We start from the raw sequence: 19,518 nt of genomic DNA on the forward strand, positions 1-19,518 counted from the left end.
TGGTTAATGCATCTCTTTGGGAAGCAGAGGGTTTGTTCGAATTAGAGTCCTTCGTAGGCGGCGATCGCGGCAGACAGCGCCAGTACCAGATCCTCCGGCTGCTCAAACTCGTGATACGAGTACAACTCAGGATGGGTGTCCAGATACGACGTGTCGAAACGACCCGCAATAAAGTCCGGTTCCTGCATAATCGCTTCCATGAAGGGAATCGTAGTTTTCACTCCACGGAGCACGTACTCTTCAAGGGACCGGCGCATACGGCTGACGGTTTCTTCCCAGGTGCGGCCCCGAACCGTCAACTTGGCCAGCAGCGCATCATAGTAGGGCGGGATCGTGTAATCCTTGTACACGGCGCCGTCGATGCGCACACCGATTCCACCGGGAGAGAGGTAGGCCGTGACCGTGCCCGTGCAGGGCAGGAAATTGTTTTTCGGGTCTTCCGCATTGATCCGGCACTGGATTGCGTGGCCCTGGAGGATCACGTCCTTTTGCTGGATGCTGAGCGGCAGGCCTGCCGCGCTCTTAATCTGATTCCGCACGATATCGATGGCTGTGATTTGCTCGGTCACCGTGTGCTCGACTTGAAGGCGCGGATTCATCTCAATAAAGTAGAATTTGCCCTCTTGATCGAGCAGAAACTCTACGGTGCCTGCGTTGTCGTAGTTCACCGCGCGCGCAATGGCGATGGCGGCGTTGCCCATCTCTTCCCTGAGTTCCTGGGTCAGAATCAACGAGGGGGCGATCTCAATCAGCTTTTGGTGTCGTCGCTGGATCGAACAGTCTCGTTCTCCAAGATGGATGATGTTTCCGTGCTTATCGCCCAGTATTTGGAACTCGATATGGTGCGGCCGCTCGATATACTTTTCGATGAAGACGCTGCCGTCGCCGAAGGAGGCCTGGGCCTCGCGTGCTGCAACCTCCATGTTCTCTCGCAGCTCATCGTCGGACCGGACCACGCGAAGCCCGCGACCGCCGCCGCCGGCGCTCGCCTTGATCATGACCGGATAGCCCGCCTTTTTTGTGAAGGCCAGGGCTTCTTTGACGGTGGTAATCGCCCCATCTGTACCTGGCACGATCGGCACGCCGGTGGATTCGGCCAGCTCGCGCGCCTTGACCTTGCTGCCCATTAGAGTAATGGCATGGGTAGAGGGGCCGATGAATGTGATGCCGGAGGCCTGGCAGAGTTCAGCGAACTCCGCATTTTCAGACAGAAACCCGTACCCAGGATGGACGGCATCGGCGCCGATCCGTCGGGCCAGGTCGACGATCTGCTTACTATCCAGAAATCCCTTCACCGGACCTGGGCCGACCAGGTAGGATTCGTCCGCCTTCTTGACGTAAATCCCGGTCGAATCTGCTTCGGAATAGATGGCAGCGGTGGCGATATTCAATTCGCGGCACGCGCGGATGATCCGCATGGCAATTTCACCGCGATTGGCGATTAAGATTTTCTTGAACATGTCTGAGCCTGTCAGCTCTCGCGTGGAAAGGAATGAGTTATAGAAAAACGAGTTCGTAAGCTAGCATAGGATTGAGAAGCCTGTCGAGAGACGCAGTGACAAATCAGTGAGTCTGAGTCATTCAGGCGAAGGGTTGATCGTTGTCGTCGTCGATAATTTACCGTAACTAATTTAGTCGCCAGCTTCGTCTGTGTCGTGTAGAATTCGCCCGTTTCCGGCATTCCAATATGCTGGGTGTGATCCTTCATATGACTGGTCGGAACCAGGCTAGATATCTGTAATGAAAGGTGGTCTCTGCCAATGAAGCGAGAGTTGTTATTAAGGTTGACAGCATGGTCTTGGCGACGAAGCGCGACGCAGATGAGTGGTGTGCTGCTGCTTATCGGAATCATCTCCACTCCGGCCTGGAGTGAAAACCCTGCCCCTTCAGTGCATTGGGGAAGTGCGGCATTCCCGGATCAGTATTCGACGTTGACGGGAGGACTGACCCTCAATCGGTTTACTCCGGTCGATGGGTTAGGCAACAAGTACGATTCTACGGTAGGCAACACACTCGGCTTCAACTTGATTACACTTAGCTGGACGCAACACTGGGGCGGGATCTTCCAAGGGTGGAGTACGAACCTCACGGCCGGGATCAGCCCGACTGCCGATGAGCCGAGCCAATACTTCCAGAATAAAGTCGTGCATCAACTTCGCCAACTCCCGTCGGTTCCGACCGTGGACGCTCGGAAAGAGACCGATGTGATGATCGATGGGTCGGTGACGCGGTGGTTCCCCCTCTTTCGTCCTAAAGTGATTTTTGCGGGTGCCGGGTTTTCAGTCGGCACGATTTATCAGCAAGGGTTTCTTCGCGCCGGGATTAGGCGGATGCCGATTACGCCAACCCTGTATCATAGTGACACGTGGGGCGATGTGAGCTTGCGGGCTTCCGTGCTGGGACGAATCAGCTATCAGGACAACGGGGCCGTGCTTCATGCCGTGAGAAGCACCGCAGGGTTGGTGCAGCCGGCCATCGCATTCGGTCAGTACCGGACAACCGAGTCGGGTGAAACCATTCCTACGTGGGAAATTGAGCTGGCGCTCATGTGGGACTCCGGGATTTTCGTGAATACCACGGGGCAAAGCCAGAAGCAGTTCGCCTGGTCGTTAGCCGCGTCCGCCGGGCCCGTGCGCTTCGAAACCTGGAATGACAGCATGGGCCATCTCTCAGAGCGAGACTATGGCCCCTCCTATGGCGTAGCCCTGACCCTTGATGTCCTGCGAGTCTGGAACATTATGCAAAACTTTCGAGCAAAGCCCGTTACGGACCCGCCAGTGGTGTCATAAACGAGTTCCTTAACGAAAAGATGGGGTCAGTTCTTGACGTTGCACGTGGCGAAGAGTTGAGTCTGCTGCGGGGAACGTGGTGCGGTTTCGATCGCCTTCTGAATGTTGGAGATGCGCGAAGGGGAGATGCGAAAGCGCCGCGCGACTGTCTGCCGTGGTTCATTCGCCGCGCGCCTCATCCAGTAGACGGCAGTCTGGTACGCGTTGCGGTGCGCACGAGTGAGAATGGCGTCCACGGGGGGAAGTCGATAGGTGGCGGCGACGTCGAGCCAGCCTGGCGCTTCTTGGATACCCGCAGTCGCTCGATCACTACGCCACGCCCACCCTCCGGCTTCTGCCACCATGTCCGGCTCGCACCGGATTCAACACGACATCGCGGCAGCGTTCCTGGAGGGAACACGCCTTTCCCACGAGTAGACGTTTGAACCGGCCTTGCCACTGGTGTCCCACGCGCTGATGGCAACGATTGAACCATTGGGTGTAGGTGCCATGGAGTCGGCGTAAGCCGCGACGAAGATTCGGCTCGGGCGTTTCAATCACCAGGTGATAGTGATTGCCCATCAAACAGTACACGGAGCAGCGCCAGTGCTGTTGCTGCCCCTCGCGACCGAGTACACGGATGAACTGGTGCCGATCGCCGTCCTCTAGGAAGATGAGTTGTTGGGCATTGCCGCAGGCGGTGATGCGGTAGAGAGCGCCAGGAAATTCGAGACGGAGTGGGCGAGCCATGAGACGAGACACTACGGCGCAGGCAGTGCAAAGTCAAAAACTGACCCCGCTTCTCCTCTAATCGCCTTGACCAGAGACAGATTTAGTAGTAGATCTAAAAAAGAAAGCAGAAAAAATTCACTTGCGAATATAGAGTTAGGCCCATCCGCCTGCGTAAGCAGGTGATACTGGACGATGACACCCACCCTGCAGTGAATGGAAATATATGTACAGGTCTGTCAACGACCGAGGCCTACGCTGTTAGCATCTGAAAAGCGCCACGCTTATTACACTAGACTCGATTCCATCTCCGGGAACCGCTTCACCTTAATGGCTCTGGCCGTCTTTTCCACAGCGGCCAGATCATAGGCCAGCTGCATACGCATCCAATGCTCCACCGTCGAGCCAAAGGCTTTCGAGACGCGAACTGCCATCTCCGGCGAGAGCGAGGTCCTGCCATTGATTACCCGTGAGAGGGTCTGGCGCGTGACGCCGAGGCGCTTGGCCGCATCGGTCAGGCTGAGGCCCGAGGCCTCAATGGAATGTTTAATCAGTTTTCCCGGATGAGCGGGTTGTTTCATCGGCATGTTACGTCTCCTTTAATGATAGTCCACCAAATTCACATCGAAGGCCTTTCCGTCTTCAAACCGGAAGATGATCCGGTGATTGCGTGAGACGAAGACGCTAAACCACCCCTTGCGGTCGCCGGTCAGCCGGTGCAAGCCAAAGCCGGTGATATCGAGCTCCCGGACAGTTTGTGCGGTATCCAGCACCGATAAGTAGAGTTCTGCTTTTCCGGCAATGTCCGAGCGTAGACCACTCCGGTCGCCGTGCTCATAGAGCCTTCTTAGGCCACGATGTTTGATCTTTTCGATCATTGCTTTATAGTAACACGTAACATGACATGTTACAAGTATCATGTGAACACGCTTTCGGCATGATGGTTGATTTTGTTCGAAAAAGGATGTCCTTCATGGGATCTTTACATGGGCGAACACATCGTGACAGGAGGAAAACCATGAAGACCTACAATCTTAAGACTGAGTACAATTGGCGTGGTGATGTGGCCGAACTTCTGGCAAAACACAGATATGGGGCAAAGAGAACGGAAGGTTATGATTTTCGTAAAGAGCCTGACCTTTCTCCGAAGGAGAATGCCTTACTAAAACGACTTTGGAAGAGTATTGACCTTTATAAGTGCGATGAATCAGGACAATTAGAAATCTATGAAGTTAAAGCGAAAACCTTCGGAGTCTCCAGAAGATCGGATATCACCAGTTCTTCTCTAGCCGCCTATCAACAAGCGCTTGCACAAAACATCAAAGTGCACTCTGTAACTGTAACATTCTACGACAACTGGGAGGTCTCCTTTGTCATCGAAGATTTCGATGCAACAAAATTCAGAGTAAATGATGGAGGACACTATAGGAGAGTCCTCTTATCAGCTTAGGAGTGCATTGGCACCAATGGGCACTGTCTGACATGTTTCAACAGACACAAAAGGTTCTGTGAAGATCTAAGCCAATCCATGAAGGCTTCCTGAAATCCCTCACATAGGCATCTCGTCCATCATTCTCACAATCGGGCAGTCCTGGCCGACAGAGGTGGCTCCGCTTGTTTGGACAGTCTCTGCCAATTCATAAGTGGCGCCTGGCGGTTTAGGCCTACACAGCGGAAGGCTGTGCAGGCTGGTTTTCCCAGTACAGGCGATCGGGCGTGCGTCCGTCAAGCGCGCGATGCGGCCTGAGTTGATTATAGAATTGGATGTAGCGTTCGAGCCCCTGTTGCGCGTGATGAACCGTCTCGTACGCGTGAAGATAGACCTCCTCGTACTTGAGGCTCCGCCAGAGGCGCTCCACAAACACATTATCCCGCCAACAGCCGCGACCATCCATGCTGATCTGGATACCCTGGTCTTTCAGTAAGTTCGTGAACTCCAGGCTGGTAAATTGGCAGCCCTGATCGGTGTTGAAAATCTCCGGGTGTCCATACTGCGTGATCGCCTCCCGCACCGCCTCGAGGCAGAAGTCCGTGGTCAGCGTATTGGAGAGTCGCCAGGCCAACACCCGGCGACTGGCCCAGTCCAGAATGGCAAACAGATACACGTTGCCCCGGCGCATCGGAATGTACGTGATATCGGCAGCCCAGACCTGATTGGGGCGTGTGATTGCCACGTCGCGCAGGAGATAAGGATAGATCCGGTGAGCCGGATGCCGCTGCGTGGTGCAGGGCTTGCGAGACAACGCCGTGATCCCCATGCGCCGCATGAGGCTGGCCACATGCCGCCGCCCGATGGTCTGGCCCTCTTGCCGCAAGAGATCACGGAGCATTCGGGCGCCCGCAAACGGATACTGCAGATGGAGTTCGTCAATCCGACGCATCAGGGCTAGCACCGTGTCGGAGACTGGCCTCGGTTGGTAGTAGGCCGTTGACCGAGACAGCCTGAGGAGCTGACACTGCCGGACGACGGGCAAGATATGCGTGGGATCAATCATCGCTTTGCGCTCAGCAAGTCCGCCTTGGTGAGCGCCCCTTCTAAAAAATCATTCTCCAGGGCCAATTGCCCGATCTTCGCGTGCAGGGTCTTGAGATCTGGTGTCTCTGATGGAGCCTTCGCCCCACCAAACACGTCTGCGGCTCGCGCCAGCAGTTGCTGCTTCCATTCGGTGATCTGCGTGGGGTGGACGCTGAATTGCTCGGCCAATTCGGCGAGCGTCTTGTCGCCTTTGACCGCAGCCAAGGCCACCTGCCCCTTGAAGGTCGCTCCATGATTCCGTCTCGTTCGTTTCACTGCCTCGCGCCTTTGGTTCACCACCACCTGGTGGCTTGCGTGAAGCCAGGCTCCCACTTAGCACACTGTCCGAATTTGCGGAGCCCCCTCTGACGACATCCACCGTGCCGTAGATGCCAAGGTAGCGGCAGGTACGGTAGCTGGGATGTTCGTAGGAGCCGGTGTAGATGTAACTGACGCGAAGATGCGGCGTTTGCTGCGGCAGGAAAAATAGCGAGGCCAGCGCGATAAACGGTGACAGCGGAAAAAGCTCAATCAATAAACGCAACCCCACCCGACCAGGGCCCTGGCTGTTCTCCATCCCAAATAAACGGAGACCATACTATGCGGCAACTCAGACGCAGCTTGATCTACATCATAGCTTTGTTTCTCTTTGTGCCGACGATTGCCTTTGCGGAGTCGTACGGTCTGGTGATGGGCAAGGCTGCAGCCGTGTGTCAGCACATGCTGAATCTCTTTAATGAGGATATGAAGAACTTTGGTGAATTGAAATACGATCAGCACGAAGAATTCACTTCCATCGATTGGACGCTCGCGCTCGACGACTTTTGTTGGCGTATCCACACGGCGCAGTTCGATATCGATAATGACGGGCATGAGGACGTCGTGCTGAAGCACGCAGCCTGTATCCGAGGCATTCTGAATGACAGTCTCTATATTTATGCCGAGGCCAGAAAAAAGGGGGACAGGGTGCATTCAAGATCCTAACGCAACAGGTGGTGAAATGCATGCGCGGGGCTGTGCCAGTTCAGAATTTTCCGTGGCCGATCGTTGAGCAGTGCCTGCACTCGCTTGATCTCGCCCCGTGACACCTTGTTAAAGTGGGTCCCGGCGGGAAAGAACTGCCGTAGGAGCCCGTTGGTGTTTTCGTTGGTGCCCCGTTCCCAGGGAGAGTGGGGATGCGCAAAGTAGACCGGCATCTGTGTCTGGGTGGTAAAGCGCCGATGGTCGCGCATCTCCTGTCCCTGGTCATACGTGAGAGACCGGCGGAGCGGCGGCGGCAGTGTCCGGATAGCCCGGACAAAGGCCTGTCGTACTGCGGTCGCATGCTTGGCCTTCAGCGGGACCAGTAGGGTAAACCGTGTCGTGCGTTTGACGAGCGTCCCGAGCGCCGAGGCATTGGCATGGCCGACGAGCAAGTCGCCTTCCCAATGGCCCGGCACGACACGCGCAGCTACTTCGGCTGGTCGGTCATCAATGCTGACCATCTCCTGGACGGCACGCGAGGAGAGCCGGACCTTGTGGGGCCGCCAAAAACGATGCCGCCGCCGGAGGTGCCGAGTGAGGGCGCGCTTGACGGTGTCGGGGGGTACCCCATAGAGATAGCCATAGATGGCTTCATGCGAAATCTGCATCGTGGGGTCTCTAGGATACTGCTGGCGCAAACTGTGGGCAATCTGTTCTGGCGACCAGCGTTGTGCCAGCCGGGCCAAGACCGCTCGGCGGAGTCGGAGGTCCGCCGCAAGCTTCGGGGGTTTCCGTGGCTGATGGGCCCACCGAGTCGCCCGTTGATGGGCTGGCACCGCGCGATAGGTCACCGGGCTGGTGCGGTGCCGAGTGAGTTCACGTGACCGCGTGCTGGGCGCGCGCTGCAGGACGTGAGCCGTTGCACGTACACTATACCCGGCGGCGAACATGCGACTGAGTTCTTCACGTTCCATAAAAGTCAATCGGTGATCGTGTCCCATGTACAACTCCTTCGTTCCTGGAATCTCCAGGATACAGGTGTTGCACTAAGACCTTGAACCCAAGCAGGCTACTTTTCTAGAGTTTTGCGGGGCCGTCTGTGTGGTCGATGAGGCGAATCCAAACCGGCGGTCTCTGCGAATCGGGCATGCCAGTTGGATGAGCTAAAGGGGGCCTGGCGATTCAGGCAGGTGCGGAGGGTTGTGAGTTCATGCTCAAAGAAAGGTTAATCGATCCAGTGAAGCGGATTGTCGGGGAGTGGAACAGGGGACGGATCGGTCAATGTGGGATCGTGAAGATTCGACCACGGACATTGTGTGACCGACTCCACGAGCTGGGCACGGATGGGGTTCCGCAGTACATAGGCAGGACGGTGAGCAAGTGGACGTCTTGCTGGATTCGCAAGCTTTTGAAGCATCCTTGCCAACCATGACTGGTGCCCCGGTAATGCCGATGGCACCGGCGGACATGAGCGGTGGGTAACCAATCGACTGACCGCTTCTCGCGAGTCTTCCAACTTCTGGCTCTCCACCATATGATCGAGGCCTGAGCCTGCAATGTGAAATTAGCTGGTGTTTCTCGCTTTCAGTTGCAACAGGTGCACGACCACCTTTCCTTCTTTGCCCGGCCACGCTCCTGCACCACCTCCACCACTTCCGTTGGACAGTCCCCCCTCTAAGAGAAGCCGGAACCGTTCCGATCCGTTGATACAATCGGCGCGCAGACCATGACGTAGCGACTTCATCTGGCAGAGGCGGAACAAGAGTGGCTCCTATGAACAATTCAGGGCCGCAACGGATGCATCACAGTTCCACTGCTTCCTTGAATGGATCGCCGGCAGATAGCGGCCTAATCTGTCTCCTCATCCTCGCCCGCTTTCATGATCTTCCCGCCGATGGGGCGCAGCTGCGGCATCAGTTTGCACAGTCCGGGCAAGCCCTCTCAGATACCGAGCTCCTCCGTGCGGCTAAACATCTCGGATTGAAGGCCGGTCTAGTCAGAACCATGTGGAGCAAACTCCAGGGGACACCGCTGCCTGCCATGGCAAAACGGACTGATGGTCGCTATGTCGTGCTGGCGAAGGTCGAAGCGGACAAGGTGTTGATCCAGGACCCAATCGAAGCCCGCCCGCTTGTGCTCTCCCGCGAACAGTTCGAAATGATGTGGACCGGAGAACTCTTGCTCTTTACCAAACGGGCCCAGGTCCGCCTGCAAGACCTGAAGTTCGATTTTACGTGGTTTATTCCTGCGATCGTCAAGTACAGGAAGTTCTTCGGCGAGGTGCTGGTGGCGTCGTTCTTCCTTCAGCTCTTTGCGCTATTAACCCCGCTCTTCACGCAAGTGGTTATCGATAAGGTGCTCGTCCATAAGGGTTTTACCACGCTTCATGTCTTGGCTGTCGGGATGATTACGCTGGCGGTCTTTGAAGCGATGTTAGGCGGGATCCGCACCTATCTCTTTGCCCATACGACGAACCGGATCGATGTGAGTCTTGGCGCGCAACTCTTCCGACACGTTCTGGCGCTTCCCTTGTCCTATTTTGAAGCGAGACGGATCGGTGATACGGTCGCACGTGTGCGCGAGTTGGAGCAGATCCGCCAATTCTTGACCAGCCATGCGGTCACTGTGGTGTTGGACGTGGTCTTCACCATGGTCTTCCTGGCGGTGATGTGGTTCTACAGTCCCACGCTCACGCTTGTGGTCATGGCCTCGCTTCCAATGTATGTGCTGCTGTCGATCGCCATTACTCCGGCGATCCGAGCGCGTTTGCATGAAAAGTTCAACCGAGGCGCCGAAAACCAGGCCTTTTTAGTCGAAGCGATCAGCGGGATCCAAACCGTGAAAGCCATGGCTGTCGAACCTCCGCTTGTGCGGAAGTGGGAGGAACAACTGGCCGGTTATGTCCGATCGAGTTTTCGAGCCACGAGCTTGATCATGGTGGCCGGCCAATCGGCTGCTTGTGTCCAAAAGGTGACCACTGTCGCCGTCTTGTGGGTCGGCGCCTATCGTGTGATTGAAGGCGATCTCAGTATCGGGCAGTTGATCGCGTTCAATATGCTGTCAGCGCAGGTAACAGGGCCCCTCTTAAGACTGGTCAATCTCTGGCAGGAATTTCAGCAAGTCGGGATTTCCGTCCAGCGGTTGGGCGATGTGCTCAATACGCAGCCTGAGCCTTCGTACAATCCGAATCGGACGACGCTTCCCCACGTGACTGGTCATGTGCGGTTTGATGAAGTCACCTTTCGCTATCGGCCTGACGGTCCGGAGATCCTTCGCAAGGTGTCGTTTGCCGTCACGCCCGGGCAAGTGATCGGCATCGTCGGGCGATCTGGATCTGGGAAAAGCACGATCGCGAAATTGTTGCAACGTCTCTATGTGCCGGAACGGGGGCGTCTGTTGGTCGACGGCGTTGATCTCGCCCAGGTCGATCCTGCCTGGCTGCGCAGGCAAGTGGGAGTCGTGCTGCAGGAAAATTTTCTATTCAACGGCTCGGTGCGGAGCAATATTGCCTTGACGGATCCAGGGTTGGGGATGGAACAGGTGATCCAGGCCGCGAAATTAGCTGGCGCCCATGAGTTCATCTTGGAATTGGGGGATGGGTATGACACCGTGATCGGAGAGCACGGATGTACGTTGTCGGGAGGGCAGCGTCAGCGAATCGCCATCGCACGGGCCTTGGTCGCGAGTCCCCGCATTCTGATCTTTGATGAGGCGACCAGCGCGCTGGACTACGAGTCCGAAGCGGTGATTCAGCAGAACATGGCGCAGATCAGCCAGGGGCGTACGGTCTTCATCATTGCGCATCGGCTGAGTACGGTACGGCCTGCCCATCGCATCTATGTCGTCGACAAGGGAGAGATTGTCGAGCAGGGGTCGCATGACGAGCTGCTTCGTATCGAAGGGTTTTATGCGCGGCTGCATGCGCATCAAGTCTGTACGGGGTAGAGGGGTACGATGATCTTCGGAGCATTCTCACGGCACTGGATAGTTTGGAAGGCGGCGTGGCAGGCCGAATCAAGCCAGCCGACCGGCGCTTCTGCTCATGGCGGGTGTGCCACAGAATTTCTGCCAGCGGTGTTGGAAATCCAGCAGGCACCGCCCTCGCCGATCGGCCGAGCGCTCCTCTGGACCATCTTGGCGGCTTTCACTACTGGAACGCTGTGGACCATGTTCGGTTGGATCGATATCGTGGCGACGGCACAGGGCAAGATCATCCCCAGCGGGTACTCGAAGATCATCCAGCCCTACGAAACAGGGGTCATTGCTTCTATTCAGGTCCAGGATGGACAAGCCGTGAAACAGGGCGATGTGCTGATCGAACTCGACTCGACGCTCAATCGCGCCGATCGTGACCGGGCATCCAATGAATATCGAGCGGCAAAAGTGGAAGCGGCGAGATTGCGGGCTCTGATCAAGGGGCAGTCTACGTTTGAGGCCTCTCCCGATGCAGAGAGAGCCTCTGTCTTGTTGCAACAACAGTTGTTGCGTGACCAGTTTGCCGAATACCAGGCCAAGATGGCGGCAGCGCAACATCTGATTGCTCAACGGCAGGCTGCCGTCGAGCAGACGCAAGAGAATATTCTCCGTTTGGAGGCCACGGTGCCGATGGAGACGGAACGCGCCGAGGCCTATAAGAAGCTGCTGGAGCATGAAGCCGTCACGAAGATGGACTTTCTCCAGGCCGAAGGGCAGCGCATCGATAAGGCGCAAGAGTTAGCCGGGCAAAAGAAGAAGGTCCAACAAGATCAGGCGGCGCTCGCCGAGGCTGAGAAGCATTATCGGGCCATGCAGTTGGAATTTCAGCAGAGCAAACAGGCGGAGCTGTCGGCTCTTGAAACGAAGGCGCTCTCGCTCGCGCAAGAAGTCACGAAGGCGGGCCAAAAGGCTGGTTTGCAGCGGCTTGTCGCGCCGATCAACGGCGTGGTGCAACAGCTAGCGGTGCATACCGTTGGCGGTGTGGTGACCCCAGCCCAGCAGCTGCTCCTCGTCGTGTCGCAAGACCATCCGGTTGAGGTCGAGGCGCAGGTCGAAAACAAGGATGTGGGATTTGTGAAGGAAGGGCAGCCAGTCGAGATGAAGGTTGAAACGTTTCCATTCACGTTGTATGGCACGATTCCCGGCTCTGTGCTAACCGTCTCCGACGATGCCGTTCCCATCGAAAAAGTCGGGCTGGTGTATCCAACGAGAGTCCGTATAGATCGGTCGACGATGCAGGTCGAAGGTAAACAGGTGAATCTTTCGCCTGGGATGGCTGTGACCGTCGAGATCAAGACTGGGCAGCGCCGCATTATCGAGTATTTGCTAAGTCCCTTGCTCAAGTCGATGAAGGAAAGTCTGAGGGAGCGGTGATCGGATGGTGAAATTATCTGCCCCTCTTAGGCTTTGTCTGCTGGCTGTCGGAGTTCTTGCTGCGAACTTTGTATGGGCTGATGCCTCAACCGGTGAATCGAGTGATGGCCTGTCTCAACCTTTTCCGCAACAGCCACTTCAGCTCACGTTGAAAGGGGCGTTGGCCGCAGCCGTTGATAACAATCTTGATGTGCTGTTGTACAAAGAACGAATTCAGGAGGCCAAGGGTCAGGTGCGAACCCAGTTGGGCGCCATGTTGCCCAATGTATCCGCCAATACGCGACAGACCAGGCAGACACAATTTCTCGGTACTATCGGGCTCTCGCCGGTGCGTACCGATCCCTTCAGCATTTTTGATACGCGGGTCACCGCCACGCAGAATCTGTTCAGCCTCAGCCTACTTCAGCGGTGGCGGGCCTCACGGGAATCACTCCAGATGACTGAGCAGGAAGCGGAAGCCAAGAAATTGGACACGATGGCCAGTGTGGCGCTTACCTATATGGAAGGGTTGAAGGCCACCGCCATGATCAAGATGCACGAGGCGAACCAAGAAATCATGAATGAGTTACTTGGCACTGTGAGACAGCGGCAACGGGGAGGGCTGGCCACAGGATTGGATATCGCACGGCTGGAAGCGCAGCTGGCTGCGGAGCGGCAACAGGGATCATCGGCGCGATATGACTTTGAGCATGCCAAACTGAGTCTCGTCAACCTGCTCGCACTGCCCACAGAAACTGCTCTCGTTCTGACCGATGAATGGCTGACAGAGATGTCAGATGTCTCGACGCCGCAGGGGGCGGTGGAAGCTGCATTGAGCCAACGGCCGGAGGTTCAGGCACAGCACACCCGTGTGAAAGCGTTGGAGCTGACCTATGCTTCCATCACGGGGGAGCGGTTGCCGTCGCTGGTGGCTCAGGGAGAGTATGGGCTCATTGGCAATCGTTGGAGCAACACGCTCGACACCTACAATATGGCCTTGATTCTCCAGATCCCGATCTTTGACGGAGCCCAGCGTGAGGGCCGTATCGCCCAAGCCAGAAGCCAGTGGCAGCAAGAATCGTTACGCATGAGATCGGTGCTCAACCACATCAAGATGGAAGTGCACGATGCGCTCGCCTCACTGGCAGCGGCCAAGGAACAAGTTGGCATTGCGCAGGCTGGGTTACAGATGGCGACGAAAGAACTGGATCTTGCGCGAGAACGGTACGCCGTTCTGAGTACCACCAGTCACTTTGAACTCACCAATGGGCTTTCGTCAGTAGCCCGTGCCAGAGGAAACCTCGTCACCGCACTCTTTCAGCTCAACGCCGCTCGGGTCAATCTCGCCCGCGCAACCGGCAGTCTCCATACACTGAGTTAGAAGCTGTTTGAGGCGTGAGTCAGCGTTGACCTGCCGTTGCCAGTTCGTGTGGTCTCGCCAGTTTAGCGACACCAGTATCGTTGATTTCCCCGCCGATCCCATCAACGGGTCCAGAGTCTGCATTGCCTTGACTTGATCCAGCCCTTCACTCACACTCCCGGTATGTACGATCAATCTGAAAGTGACCTCTTGCGGATGTTGGCCGATCGGGCAGGGATTGGTGCCGACTATTACGACATCGCGGGAACGCACCATGTGACGACGGATGAGACGCGCCGGGCCATTCTCGGTGCCATGAATCTGCGAGTTTCGAATCGCGCGGAACTCATTGCGGAGTTAGAGGCATGGGAGAACCGGTGGTGGCTCAGAGGCTGTGAACCCGTTCATGTGCTTCGGTTAGGACGAGATGCAGGGGCCTGGTCGTTGTATGTGCCGTGCGAGAGTTTAGACGATTCTGCGCTTTCCGTTAAGTGGGCACTCTGCGCGGAGAACGGAGCCACGCACTGTGAGCGAGCGGAGGGGCCTGGTCTCAAAGTTGAAGAGACCCGCATGATTCAGGGACGCCGATTTGTTCGTATCGCGTTGGCCTGTCCGCAAGACCTGCCGCTTGGCTATTACTCAGTCACCGCTTATGCAACAGGACGCGGTACGAATACGGAAGCCATGTTCCGTCTCATCGTCGCACCGGATCGTTGTTACATTCCCGATGAACTCCAGCAGGGTGTGCGGTGGTGGGGCGTTGCGTTGCAGCTCTACTCATTGCGGAGTCATCACAATTGGGGGGTCGGCGATTTTCGAGATCTGGGTGCCGTCATCGAATGGGCAGGAAAACGTCTGGGCGCTGCGGTGATTGGGTTGAACCCGCTCCATGCGCTTAAGAATGCCAAGCCCTATCACATGAGTCCCTATTCGCCCACCAGCCGGCTATTTTTAAACGACTTGTACATTGATGTAACCCAGGTTCCAGAGTGCTGGACGGGCCCGGATGTGCAACGCCGGCTTGCCGATCCCTCAGTCCGCTCGAGGATTGACGCGGCTCGTCGATGCGAGTTCGTGGATTATGACGCGGTGAGGTTGGTGAAACGCGAGGTGCTCGAACTGTGCTATCAGGTATTTGTGCGGGACAATTTTGAAGGGGTCGAACCGGAGTTGAGGCCCATGACGGATCGGGGGAGACACTTCCAGCACTTCACGGAGCGGGAAGGTAAATCCCTGGCGTACTATGCAGTGTTTCAAGCGCTGGAGGAAGAACGGCAGTCTGCCCAACAGGCTTCAGCTGTCTGGGAGGATTGGCCAGAATCCTATCGAACGCCAACGTCGGAGGCCGTGGAGGAGTTTCGGCGTCAGCGGATGTCGCGGGTGCGATTTTTCCAATATCTGCAATGGCTGGCCGCGGACCAGTTGCTTGCGGTGGTGAAGAAGACGCACGAGGCCGGTATGCCGATCGGCTTGTACCATGACTTTGCCCTGGGAAGCGATCGCTATGGCGCCGATGGGTGGTTGAATCAAGAGGTGCTGGCGTTCCAGGCCGACTGTGGTGCGCCTCCTGATGCATTTGCCCCTGAGGGACAGAATTGGGGATTTTCTCCACTTGATCCATTACGTCTGCGCGCGAGCGGCTACCAGTACTTTATCCAATTGCTCCGTAATAACCTCCGCTATGGGGGAGCGATACGGATCGATCATGTCATGGCGCTCTTTCGACTATTTTGGATTCCCCGTGGTCTTCCACCGGCGATGGGGACCTACGTGCATTACCGGGATGACGAACTCCTGGCGATCTTGGCGCTGGAGAGTGTGCGGGCGAAGGCGCTGGTGATTGGTGAAGATCTGGGCACCGTTCCCGATTGGGTGCGTGACCGACTTGGACCAGCCGGCGTCTTATCGTACCGTGTCTTCTATTTTGAGCGAGAACACTGGGGAGGGTGGAAACCCCCGACTCAGTATCCTGCGCAAGCACTCGCCGTTGTCACAACCCACGATCTTCCAACGTTGGTGGGGTATTGGGAAGGCGTGGATATCGACACTCGATCCACACTAGGACTCTTTCCTTCGGAGGACGCGCGGAACGCAATGTGGGCGGAACGGCATCGAGAAAAGGCAGGGATTCTCACGGCTTTGAAGTCTCAAGGACTCCTACCGGCTGGTGTATCGGAGGATCCTGCCCAAGTGCCGATCATGACGACTGAGTTGATGGAAGGTATTCATCAGTATCTGGCCCGTACCCCTGCGTGGATGGTCTTGGCCAACATCGATGATGTCATCGGCACCCGTGTGCAGGCCAATCTTCCAGGGACGGTAGACCAGCACCCAAATTGGTGTCGGAAGTTGAGTGTACCGGTGGAGGAGTTGGCCCAAGATTCACGATTTGAACGACTTGCGGCTCTGTTGCGTTTGACCCGCCCTCTTGTGTAAGTACTTCCGTGGAGAATTCCATACGTTCTCGATTCAGCGGCGATGATTCTCGGCCAGACGGAGCGAATCGATGATTGCCATGACGCATCGTGACCGCCTCGTGCTGGCCATCGCGGCTGCCTGCTTTCTTATCATCTTCATCATTGAAGAATTCGCCCCGGCCAACGTTGTCGGTGCGTATGGGTATGTGTTGCCGATCTTGTTGGTGACCACTCTTCGGAATCGAATGATCATGTTGGTGACGGTGCTGGCCTGTGTCATGGCGACCTATTCAGGGCTCCTCCAACCGACGAAGCCTGGCCGGTTTCAAGCCGCGGTCATCAATCGGAGTGTCGTTGTTGGCATTCTGCTGTCGGTGGCGTACTTGGGTGTGAGCTGGGAAGAGCGGAAGGGACGAGAGGAGGCGGCGAGGGCGGCGCTGGCCCGAGAAACCGAGAATTTGCTCAAAGCCAACACGCAACTGGTCCAGGCGAAAGATCAGCTGAATCGGTCGGAACGGTTGGCTGCGGTGGGACAGCTTGTGGCCTCCGTGGCGCACGAGGTGGGCACGCCGCTTCACTCAATCGCATGGCATGTCCAGGCTCTGGCCGAGGAGCCTGGTGTGACGCCGGAGATGAGGAAGCGGGTGACCATCATCGATGATCAGCTCACGCGGGTCGTTCGAATCATTCAGGATTTATTGTCTTCTACCAGGCCGCGCCAGCCTGAGTCGCACTGGCTTCCTGTGGAGGACGTGGTTGGCCCCTCGGCGGTCCTGATGGAACCGGCCTTCCATGAGAAAGGGATCACGTTGACAGTAGACATTCCAAAGGCCCTTCCGCTGGTGTGGGCGGACAAGGGGAAAATCCATCAAGTCTTGGTGAATGTCTTGGCCAATGCGCTTGCCGCAACCCCCGCCCAGGGAAAAGTCACCGTCATGGCAGGAAGTCGCGAGGCATCGTCAGCTGAACTGGACCGCGGTCGGCTGGTCGCAGAGGGTATGTCGTCGGTAGTGATTTCGATCGAGGTGCAGGACACAGGGTGTGGTATGCCGGAGGAAGACGCACAAAAAGCCTTTGAACCGTTTTTTACAACGAAGGCGGTTGGTAGGGGGACCGGCTTGGGGCTATTCTTGAGCCGCGAATCGGTCGTGGCTCATGGTGGTAGCTTGACGCTGTCGAGTGAGATTGGGCGTGGCACGACTGTGACAATGACCTTGCCAGCGATGCGAAGAGAACCTATTCATAGGAAAGAGGAGGCGTGATGCAACCAGCGACGATTTTGGTGGCCGACGACGATGCGGTTGCACGTGAGCTGTTGGCGGAAGCCCTCAGAAAGGAAGGGTATCACGTCGAGGCGTTCGCGAGTGGAGAAGCGGTCATTGCGCGTGGACGCCAGGGACGGGTCGATTTGGTGCTGACGGACATCCGCATGGGTGCGGTGGATGGGCTCACGGTCTTGCGGGAGTTCAAACGAGTGAGTCCGAACACGGCCGTGGTGGTGCTGACCGCATTCGGCTCTCTGGAGGGCGCGATCGAAGCGATCAAGCAAGGGGCGTACGATTATTTGGCGAAGCCGTTCAAGAAAGAGGACATCAAACTGGTAGTCAAACGGGGGTTGGATCACTGTCGATTGCTCCAAGAGAATGCGCGGTTCCGAGAGGAGTTGAAGAGCAAGGACGCGTGGTCTCCGTTAGTCGGGAGTAGCACGGCCATGTTGGAAGTGTATAAGTTGGTCGCGCGCGTGGCGGAGAGTAAAAGCACGGTCCTGCTCCAGGGGGAAAGCGGAACCGGCAAAGAGCTCATTGCTCGGGCTATTCATACGAACGGCCCCCGCCGGGATAAGCCATTCATCCCAGTCAATTGCGGTGCGTTGCCCGATACCTTGCTGGAGTCGGAAATGTTTGGACATGAAAAAGGGTCCTTCACGGGGGCAATCGGGACCAAGATCGGGCTCTTTGAATCAGCCACTGGAGGGACGCTATTTCTCGACGAGATCGGTGAGCTCGGACAGGCGTTACAAGTGAAGTTGTTACGGGTCATGCAGGATCAGGAGGTCCGCCGAGTCGGGAGCACCACATCCACCAGAGTGGATGTCCGGATCATCGCGGCAACGAATCGAGATCTTGAGCAGCTGGTGAAGGAGGGAAAGTTTCGGGACGACCTTTTCTACCGGTTGAAAGTCGTTCCGATCACGTTGCCGTCATTGGTCGACCGGCGGGAAGACATTCCGATGCTGGTGCATCACTTTTTACAAAAGTGCGCGGCAGGGACGCAGCACGCGGTGCGAGGAGTCCTGCCGGAAACGATGGCGCTCTTGACTCAATATCGATGGCCAGGCAACGTTCGAGAACTTGAAAATGCGATTGAACGCGCCGTATCGTTAAGCCACGGGCCTCTCCTGACGCCTGAAGACTTACCTGAGGTGATTCGCCAGCATGCAACCAATGACGCTGATGCACGACTCTCACAAGTCGATCAGCTTGATGAGGTGTCTCTGACCTTAGAAGAAGTGGAAAAGCGGCATTTGATTCGTGTGCTCAAGGAAACGAAGGGAAATAAGGTGAAAGCGGCAAAGATCCTTGGCATCGATAGGCGAACGCTCTACCGTATGGCAGAGCGTTTCGGCCTGGATCTTGGAGAAGAGACTGAAGGCGCGGAAAAAGAGCCTGTCTAAGGCTTCGATCCGTAAAAGGTCTCGGTCGTGTACGTGGTCTGTACGATCTTCAACTCGTTCTTAATCAAACGGACCTTATTTTCAGCACTTTGAGGACCTTGAGGTTGGGTGGGAACCCATCCATCGAACATCGTTTGCTTGCCTTCCGACGAGACTTGTAGCCGGAGACGAGAGCTCTGGTCAGTTTCCGCCGTCACAGCCGCTTGGGCACGGCTTCTGACCACACCAAACCGTCCTCTCACGAGCCAATCCCAGATACTGGGCTGCTCGTCTCTGTAGCCTGTCTGAAGCTGCGTTCCATCCTTCCAATCCACATTGTAGTTGTCGTCTGCCAACACTTTAGTCACAGCCGCTTTCACTCGGTCTGCCGATGCCGGCAATGTGACTTCAACGACTTCTGATGGTAATGGGGGTTGTGGAGGAACGCTGGAACAACCAAAGGCAAAAACGGTAAGAGCGACGATGGCGAGACTGTCCTTTCGGATCATTTTGTTCTGGCCTCCTTCAGCCGGTATACGAGGTGAGTATCGGTCTGTGTCACTCCTTCGATACGATGTATGCGACTCAAGACCAGTTGGGTCAACGCATCTTGGTCCACTATGTCAGCTATTGCGATGATGTCCGGCTTGCCCCAACAGGGATCAATCGTTTTGATCTCTTTAATTTCCCCCAGCGCGTTAACGACAGCAGCTGTTTGTCCAGGGAGAACATTGATGAGCACGTACGCCCGATCAGACATCCCTTGATCTCCCGGAGCTGGACCA

At 56.4% G+C, this 19,518-nt stretch carries 17 protein-coding genes and 1 pseudogene; 9 read left to right on the plus strand and 9 right to left on the minus strand.

The window, feature by feature from the left end; translation table 11 throughout:
* Nucleotides 1-41: 41 nt before the first annotated feature.
* Nucleotides 42-1,460 carry an acetyl-CoA carboxylase biotin carboxylase subunit gene (accC, locus tag E8D52_15650; GenBank protein ID TKB65830.1) on the minus strand — a complete coding sequence of 473 codons (1,419 nt, stop codon included), beginning with the start codon at nucleotides 1,458-1,460 and terminating at the stop codon, nucleotides 42-44.
* Nucleotides 1,461-1,820: 360 nt separating this feature from the next.
* Between accC and E8D52_15655 the strand changes: the two genes are divergently transcribed.
* Nucleotides 1,821-2,789, plus strand: a complete 969-nt coding sequence (locus E8D52_15655) for a hypothetical protein (protein TKB65831.1) — start codon at nucleotides 1,821-1,823, stop codon at nucleotides 2,787-2,789.
* Between the two features lie 26 nt (nucleotides 2,790-2,815).
* Here the strand turns inward: E8D52_15655 and E8D52_15660 are convergent, their stop codons facing one another.
* The 4 genes from E8D52_15660 to E8D52_15675 all read right to left on the minus strand — a co-directional run bounded on the left by E8D52_15660 (nucleotide 2,816) and on the right by E8D52_15675 (nucleotide 4,375).
* Nucleotides 2,816-3,133 carry a hypothetical protein gene (locus tag E8D52_15660; GenBank protein ID TKB65832.1) on the minus strand — a complete coding sequence of 106 codons (318 nt, stop codon included), beginning with the start codon at nucleotides 3,131-3,133 and terminating at the stop codon, nucleotides 2,816-2,818.
* The gene (locus E8D52_15665; GenBank protein ID TKB65833.1) at nucleotides 3,099-3,518 is read right to left on the minus strand and encodes a hypothetical protein; all 420 of its coding nucleotides are present in this window, start codon (nucleotides 3,516-3,518) and stop codon (nucleotides 3,099-3,101) included. Before E8D52_15665 ends, E8D52_15660 begins: the two co-directional genes overlap by 35 nt.
* A gap of 266 nt (nucleotides 3,519-3,784) precedes the next feature.
* On the minus strand, nucleotides 3,785-4,084 hold the full coding sequence (gene higA / locus E8D52_15670) for an addiction module antidote protein, HigA family (protein ID TKB65834.1): 300 nt from the start codon (nucleotides 4,082-4,084) through the stop codon (nucleotides 3,785-3,787).
* A gap of 12 nt (nucleotides 4,085-4,096) precedes the next feature.
* Nucleotides 4,097-4,375 carry a plasmid maintenance system killer protein gene (locus E8D52_15675; protein TKB65835.1) on the minus strand — a complete coding sequence of 93 codons (279 nt, stop codon included), beginning with the start codon at nucleotides 4,373-4,375 and terminating at the stop codon, nucleotides 4,097-4,099.
* Between the two features lie 140 nt (nucleotides 4,376-4,515).
* On the opposite strand from E8D52_15675, the gene E8D52_15680 reads away from it, so the two are divergent.
* Nucleotides 4,516-4,947: a hypothetical protein gene (locus E8D52_15680; GenBank protein ID TKB65836.1), complete on the plus strand. Its 432-nt coding sequence runs from the start codon at nucleotides 4,516-4,518 to the stop codon at nucleotides 4,945-4,947.
* A 214-nt stretch (nucleotides 4,948-5,161) separates the two neighbouring features.
* Here E8D52_15680 and E8D52_15685 read toward each other — a convergent pair.
* Nucleotides 5,162-6,288 (minus strand): annotated as a pseudogene (locus E8D52_15685) (IS3 family transposase).
* 324 nt (nucleotides 6,289-6,612) lie between these two features.
* Between E8D52_15685 and E8D52_15690 the strand changes: the two are divergent.
* Nucleotides 6,613-6,996: a hypothetical protein gene (locus E8D52_15690; protein TKB65837.1), complete on the plus strand. Its 384-nt coding sequence runs from the start codon at nucleotides 6,613-6,615 to the stop codon at nucleotides 6,994-6,996.
* On the opposite strand, the gene E8D52_15695 is transcribed toward E8D52_15690, so the two are convergent.
* On the minus strand, nucleotides 6,993-7,976 hold the full coding sequence (locus E8D52_15695) for an IS30 family transposase (GenBank protein TKB65838.1): 984 nt from the start codon (nucleotides 7,974-7,976) through the stop codon (nucleotides 6,993-6,995). The genes E8D52_15690 and E8D52_15695 overlap by 4 nt on opposite strands.
* A gap of 796 nt (nucleotides 7,977-8,772) precedes the next feature.
* On the opposite strand from E8D52_15695, the gene E8D52_15700 reads away from it, so the two are divergent.
* The 6 genes from E8D52_15700 to E8D52_15725 all read left to right on the plus strand — a co-directional run bounded on the left by E8D52_15700 (nucleotide 8,773) and on the right by E8D52_15725 (nucleotide 18,754).
* On the plus strand, nucleotides 8,773-10,920 hold the full coding sequence (locus E8D52_15700; GenBank protein ID TKB66360.1) for a type I secretion system permease/ATPase: 2,148 nt from the start codon (nucleotides 8,773-8,775) through the stop codon (nucleotides 10,918-10,920).
* Between the two features lie 9 nt (nucleotides 10,921-10,929).
* Nucleotides 10,930-12,324 carry an HlyD family type I secretion periplasmic adaptor subunit gene (locus E8D52_15705; GenBank protein TKB65839.1) on the plus strand — a complete coding sequence of 465 codons (1,395 nt, stop codon included), beginning with the start codon at nucleotides 10,930-10,932 and terminating at the stop codon, nucleotides 12,322-12,324.
* 4 nt (nucleotides 12,325-12,328) lie between these two features.
* Nucleotides 12,329-13,684, plus strand: coding sequence for a TolC family protein (locus E8D52_15710; GenBank protein ID TKB65840.1), 1,356 nt, complete (start codon nucleotides 12,329-12,331; stop codon nucleotides 13,682-13,684).
* Nucleotides 13,685-13,846: 162 nt separating this feature from the next.
* A complete protein-coding gene (malQ, locus tag E8D52_15715) occupies nucleotides 13,847-16,099 on the plus strand; it encodes a 4-alpha-glucanotransferase (protein ID TKB65841.1) in 2,253 nt (750 codons plus the stop codon).
* A gap of 70 nt (nucleotides 16,100-16,169) precedes the next feature.
* Complete coding sequence (locus E8D52_15720) at nucleotides 16,170-17,342, plus strand: hypothetical protein (GenBank protein ID TKB65842.1); 1,173 nt, start codon at nucleotides 16,170-16,172, stop codon at nucleotides 17,340-17,342.
* Nucleotides 17,342-18,754 carry a sigma-54-dependent Fis family transcriptional regulator gene (locus E8D52_15725; protein ID TKB65843.1) on the plus strand — a complete coding sequence of 471 codons (1,413 nt, stop codon included), beginning with the start codon at nucleotides 17,342-17,344 and terminating at the stop codon, nucleotides 18,752-18,754. The genes E8D52_15720 and E8D52_15725 overlap by 1 nt, the downstream gene beginning before the upstream one ends.
* Here E8D52_15725 and E8D52_15730 read toward each other — a convergent pair.
* On the minus strand, nucleotides 18,751-19,242 hold the full coding sequence (locus E8D52_15730; protein ID TKB65844.1) for a hypothetical protein: 492 nt from the start codon (nucleotides 19,240-19,242) through the stop codon (nucleotides 18,751-18,753). The two genes, E8D52_15725 and E8D52_15730, sit on opposite strands and share 4 nt — an antisense overlap.
* Nucleotides 19,239-19,493, minus strand: coding sequence for an Lrp/AsnC family transcriptional regulator (locus tag E8D52_15735; protein ID TKB65845.1), 255 nt, complete (start codon nucleotides 19,491-19,493; stop codon nucleotides 19,239-19,241). Before E8D52_15735 ends, E8D52_15730 begins: the two co-directional genes overlap by 4 nt.
* Nucleotides 19,494-19,518 lie beyond the last annotated feature (25 nt).

It is taken from the genome of Nitrospira sp. (genome assembly GCA_005116745.1).
Taxonomy (GTDB): Bacteria; Nitrospirota; Nitrospiria; order Nitrospirales; family Nitrospiraceae; genus Nitrospira_D.

Excerpts from the sequence above, each read along its gene's own strand:
- E8D52_15700 (TKB66360.1), top strand. The coding sequence starts at position 8,773 with ATGCATCACAGTTCCACTGCTTCCTTGAATGGATCGCCGGCAGATAGC.
- E8D52_15720 (TKB65842.1), top strand. The coding sequence starts at position 16,170 with ATGATTGCCATGACGCATCGTGACCGCCTCGTGCTGGCCATCGCGGCT.
- malQ (TKB65841.1), top strand. The coding sequence starts at position 13,847 with ATGTACGATCAATCTGAAAGTGACCTCTTGCGGATGTTGGCCGATCGG.
- E8D52_15680 (TKB65836.1), top strand. The coding sequence starts at position 4,516 with ATGAAGACCTACAATCTTAAGACTGAGTACAATTGGCGTGGTGATGTG.
- E8D52_15705 (TKB65839.1), top strand. The coding sequence starts at position 10,930 with ATGATCTTCGGAGCATTCTCACGGCACTGGATAGTTTGGAAGGCGGCG.
- E8D52_15695 (TKB65838.1), bottom strand. The coding sequence starts at position 7,976 with ATGGGACACGATCACCGATTGACTTTTATGGAACGTGAAGAACTCAGT.
- accC (TKB65830.1), bottom strand. The coding sequence starts at position 1,460 with ATGTTCAAGAAAATCTTAATCGCCAATCGCGGTGAAATTGCCATGCGG.
- E8D52_15665 (TKB65833.1), bottom strand. The coding sequence starts at position 3,518 with ATGGCTCGCCCACTCCGTCTCGAATTTCCTGGCGCTCTCTACCGCATC.
- E8D52_15655 (TKB65831.1), top strand. The coding sequence starts at position 1,821 with ATGAGTGGTGTGCTGCTGCTTATCGGAATCATCTCCACTCCGGCCTGG.
- E8D52_15660 (TKB65832.1), bottom strand. The coding sequence starts at position 3,133 with ATGGTGGCAGAAGCCGGAGGGTGGGCGTGGCGTAGTGATCGAGCGACT.
- E8D52_15735 (TKB65845.1), bottom strand. The coding sequence starts at position 19,493 with ATGTCTGATCGGGCGTACGTGCTCATCAATGTTCTCCCTGGACAAACA.
- E8D52_15730 (TKB65844.1), bottom strand. The coding sequence starts at position 19,242 with ATGATCCGAAAGGACAGTCTCGCCATCGTCGCTCTTACCGTTTTTGCC.
- E8D52_15675 (TKB65835.1), bottom strand. The coding sequence starts at position 4,375 with ATGATCGAAAAGATCAAACATCGTGGCCTAAGAAGGCTCTATGAGCAC.
- higA (TKB65834.1), bottom strand. The coding sequence starts at position 4,084 with ATGCCGATGAAACAACCCGCTCATCCGGGAAAACTGATTAAACATTCC.
- E8D52_15725 (TKB65843.1), top strand. The coding sequence starts at position 17,342 with ATGCAACCAGCGACGATTTTGGTGGCCGACGACGATGCGGTTGCACGT.
- E8D52_15710 (TKB65840.1), top strand. The coding sequence starts at position 12,329 with ATGGTGAAATTATCTGCCCCTCTTAGGCTTTGTCTGCTGGCTGTCGGA.
- E8D52_15690 (TKB65837.1), top strand. The coding sequence starts at position 6,613 with ATGCGGCAACTCAGACGCAGCTTGATCTACATCATAGCTTTGTTTCTC.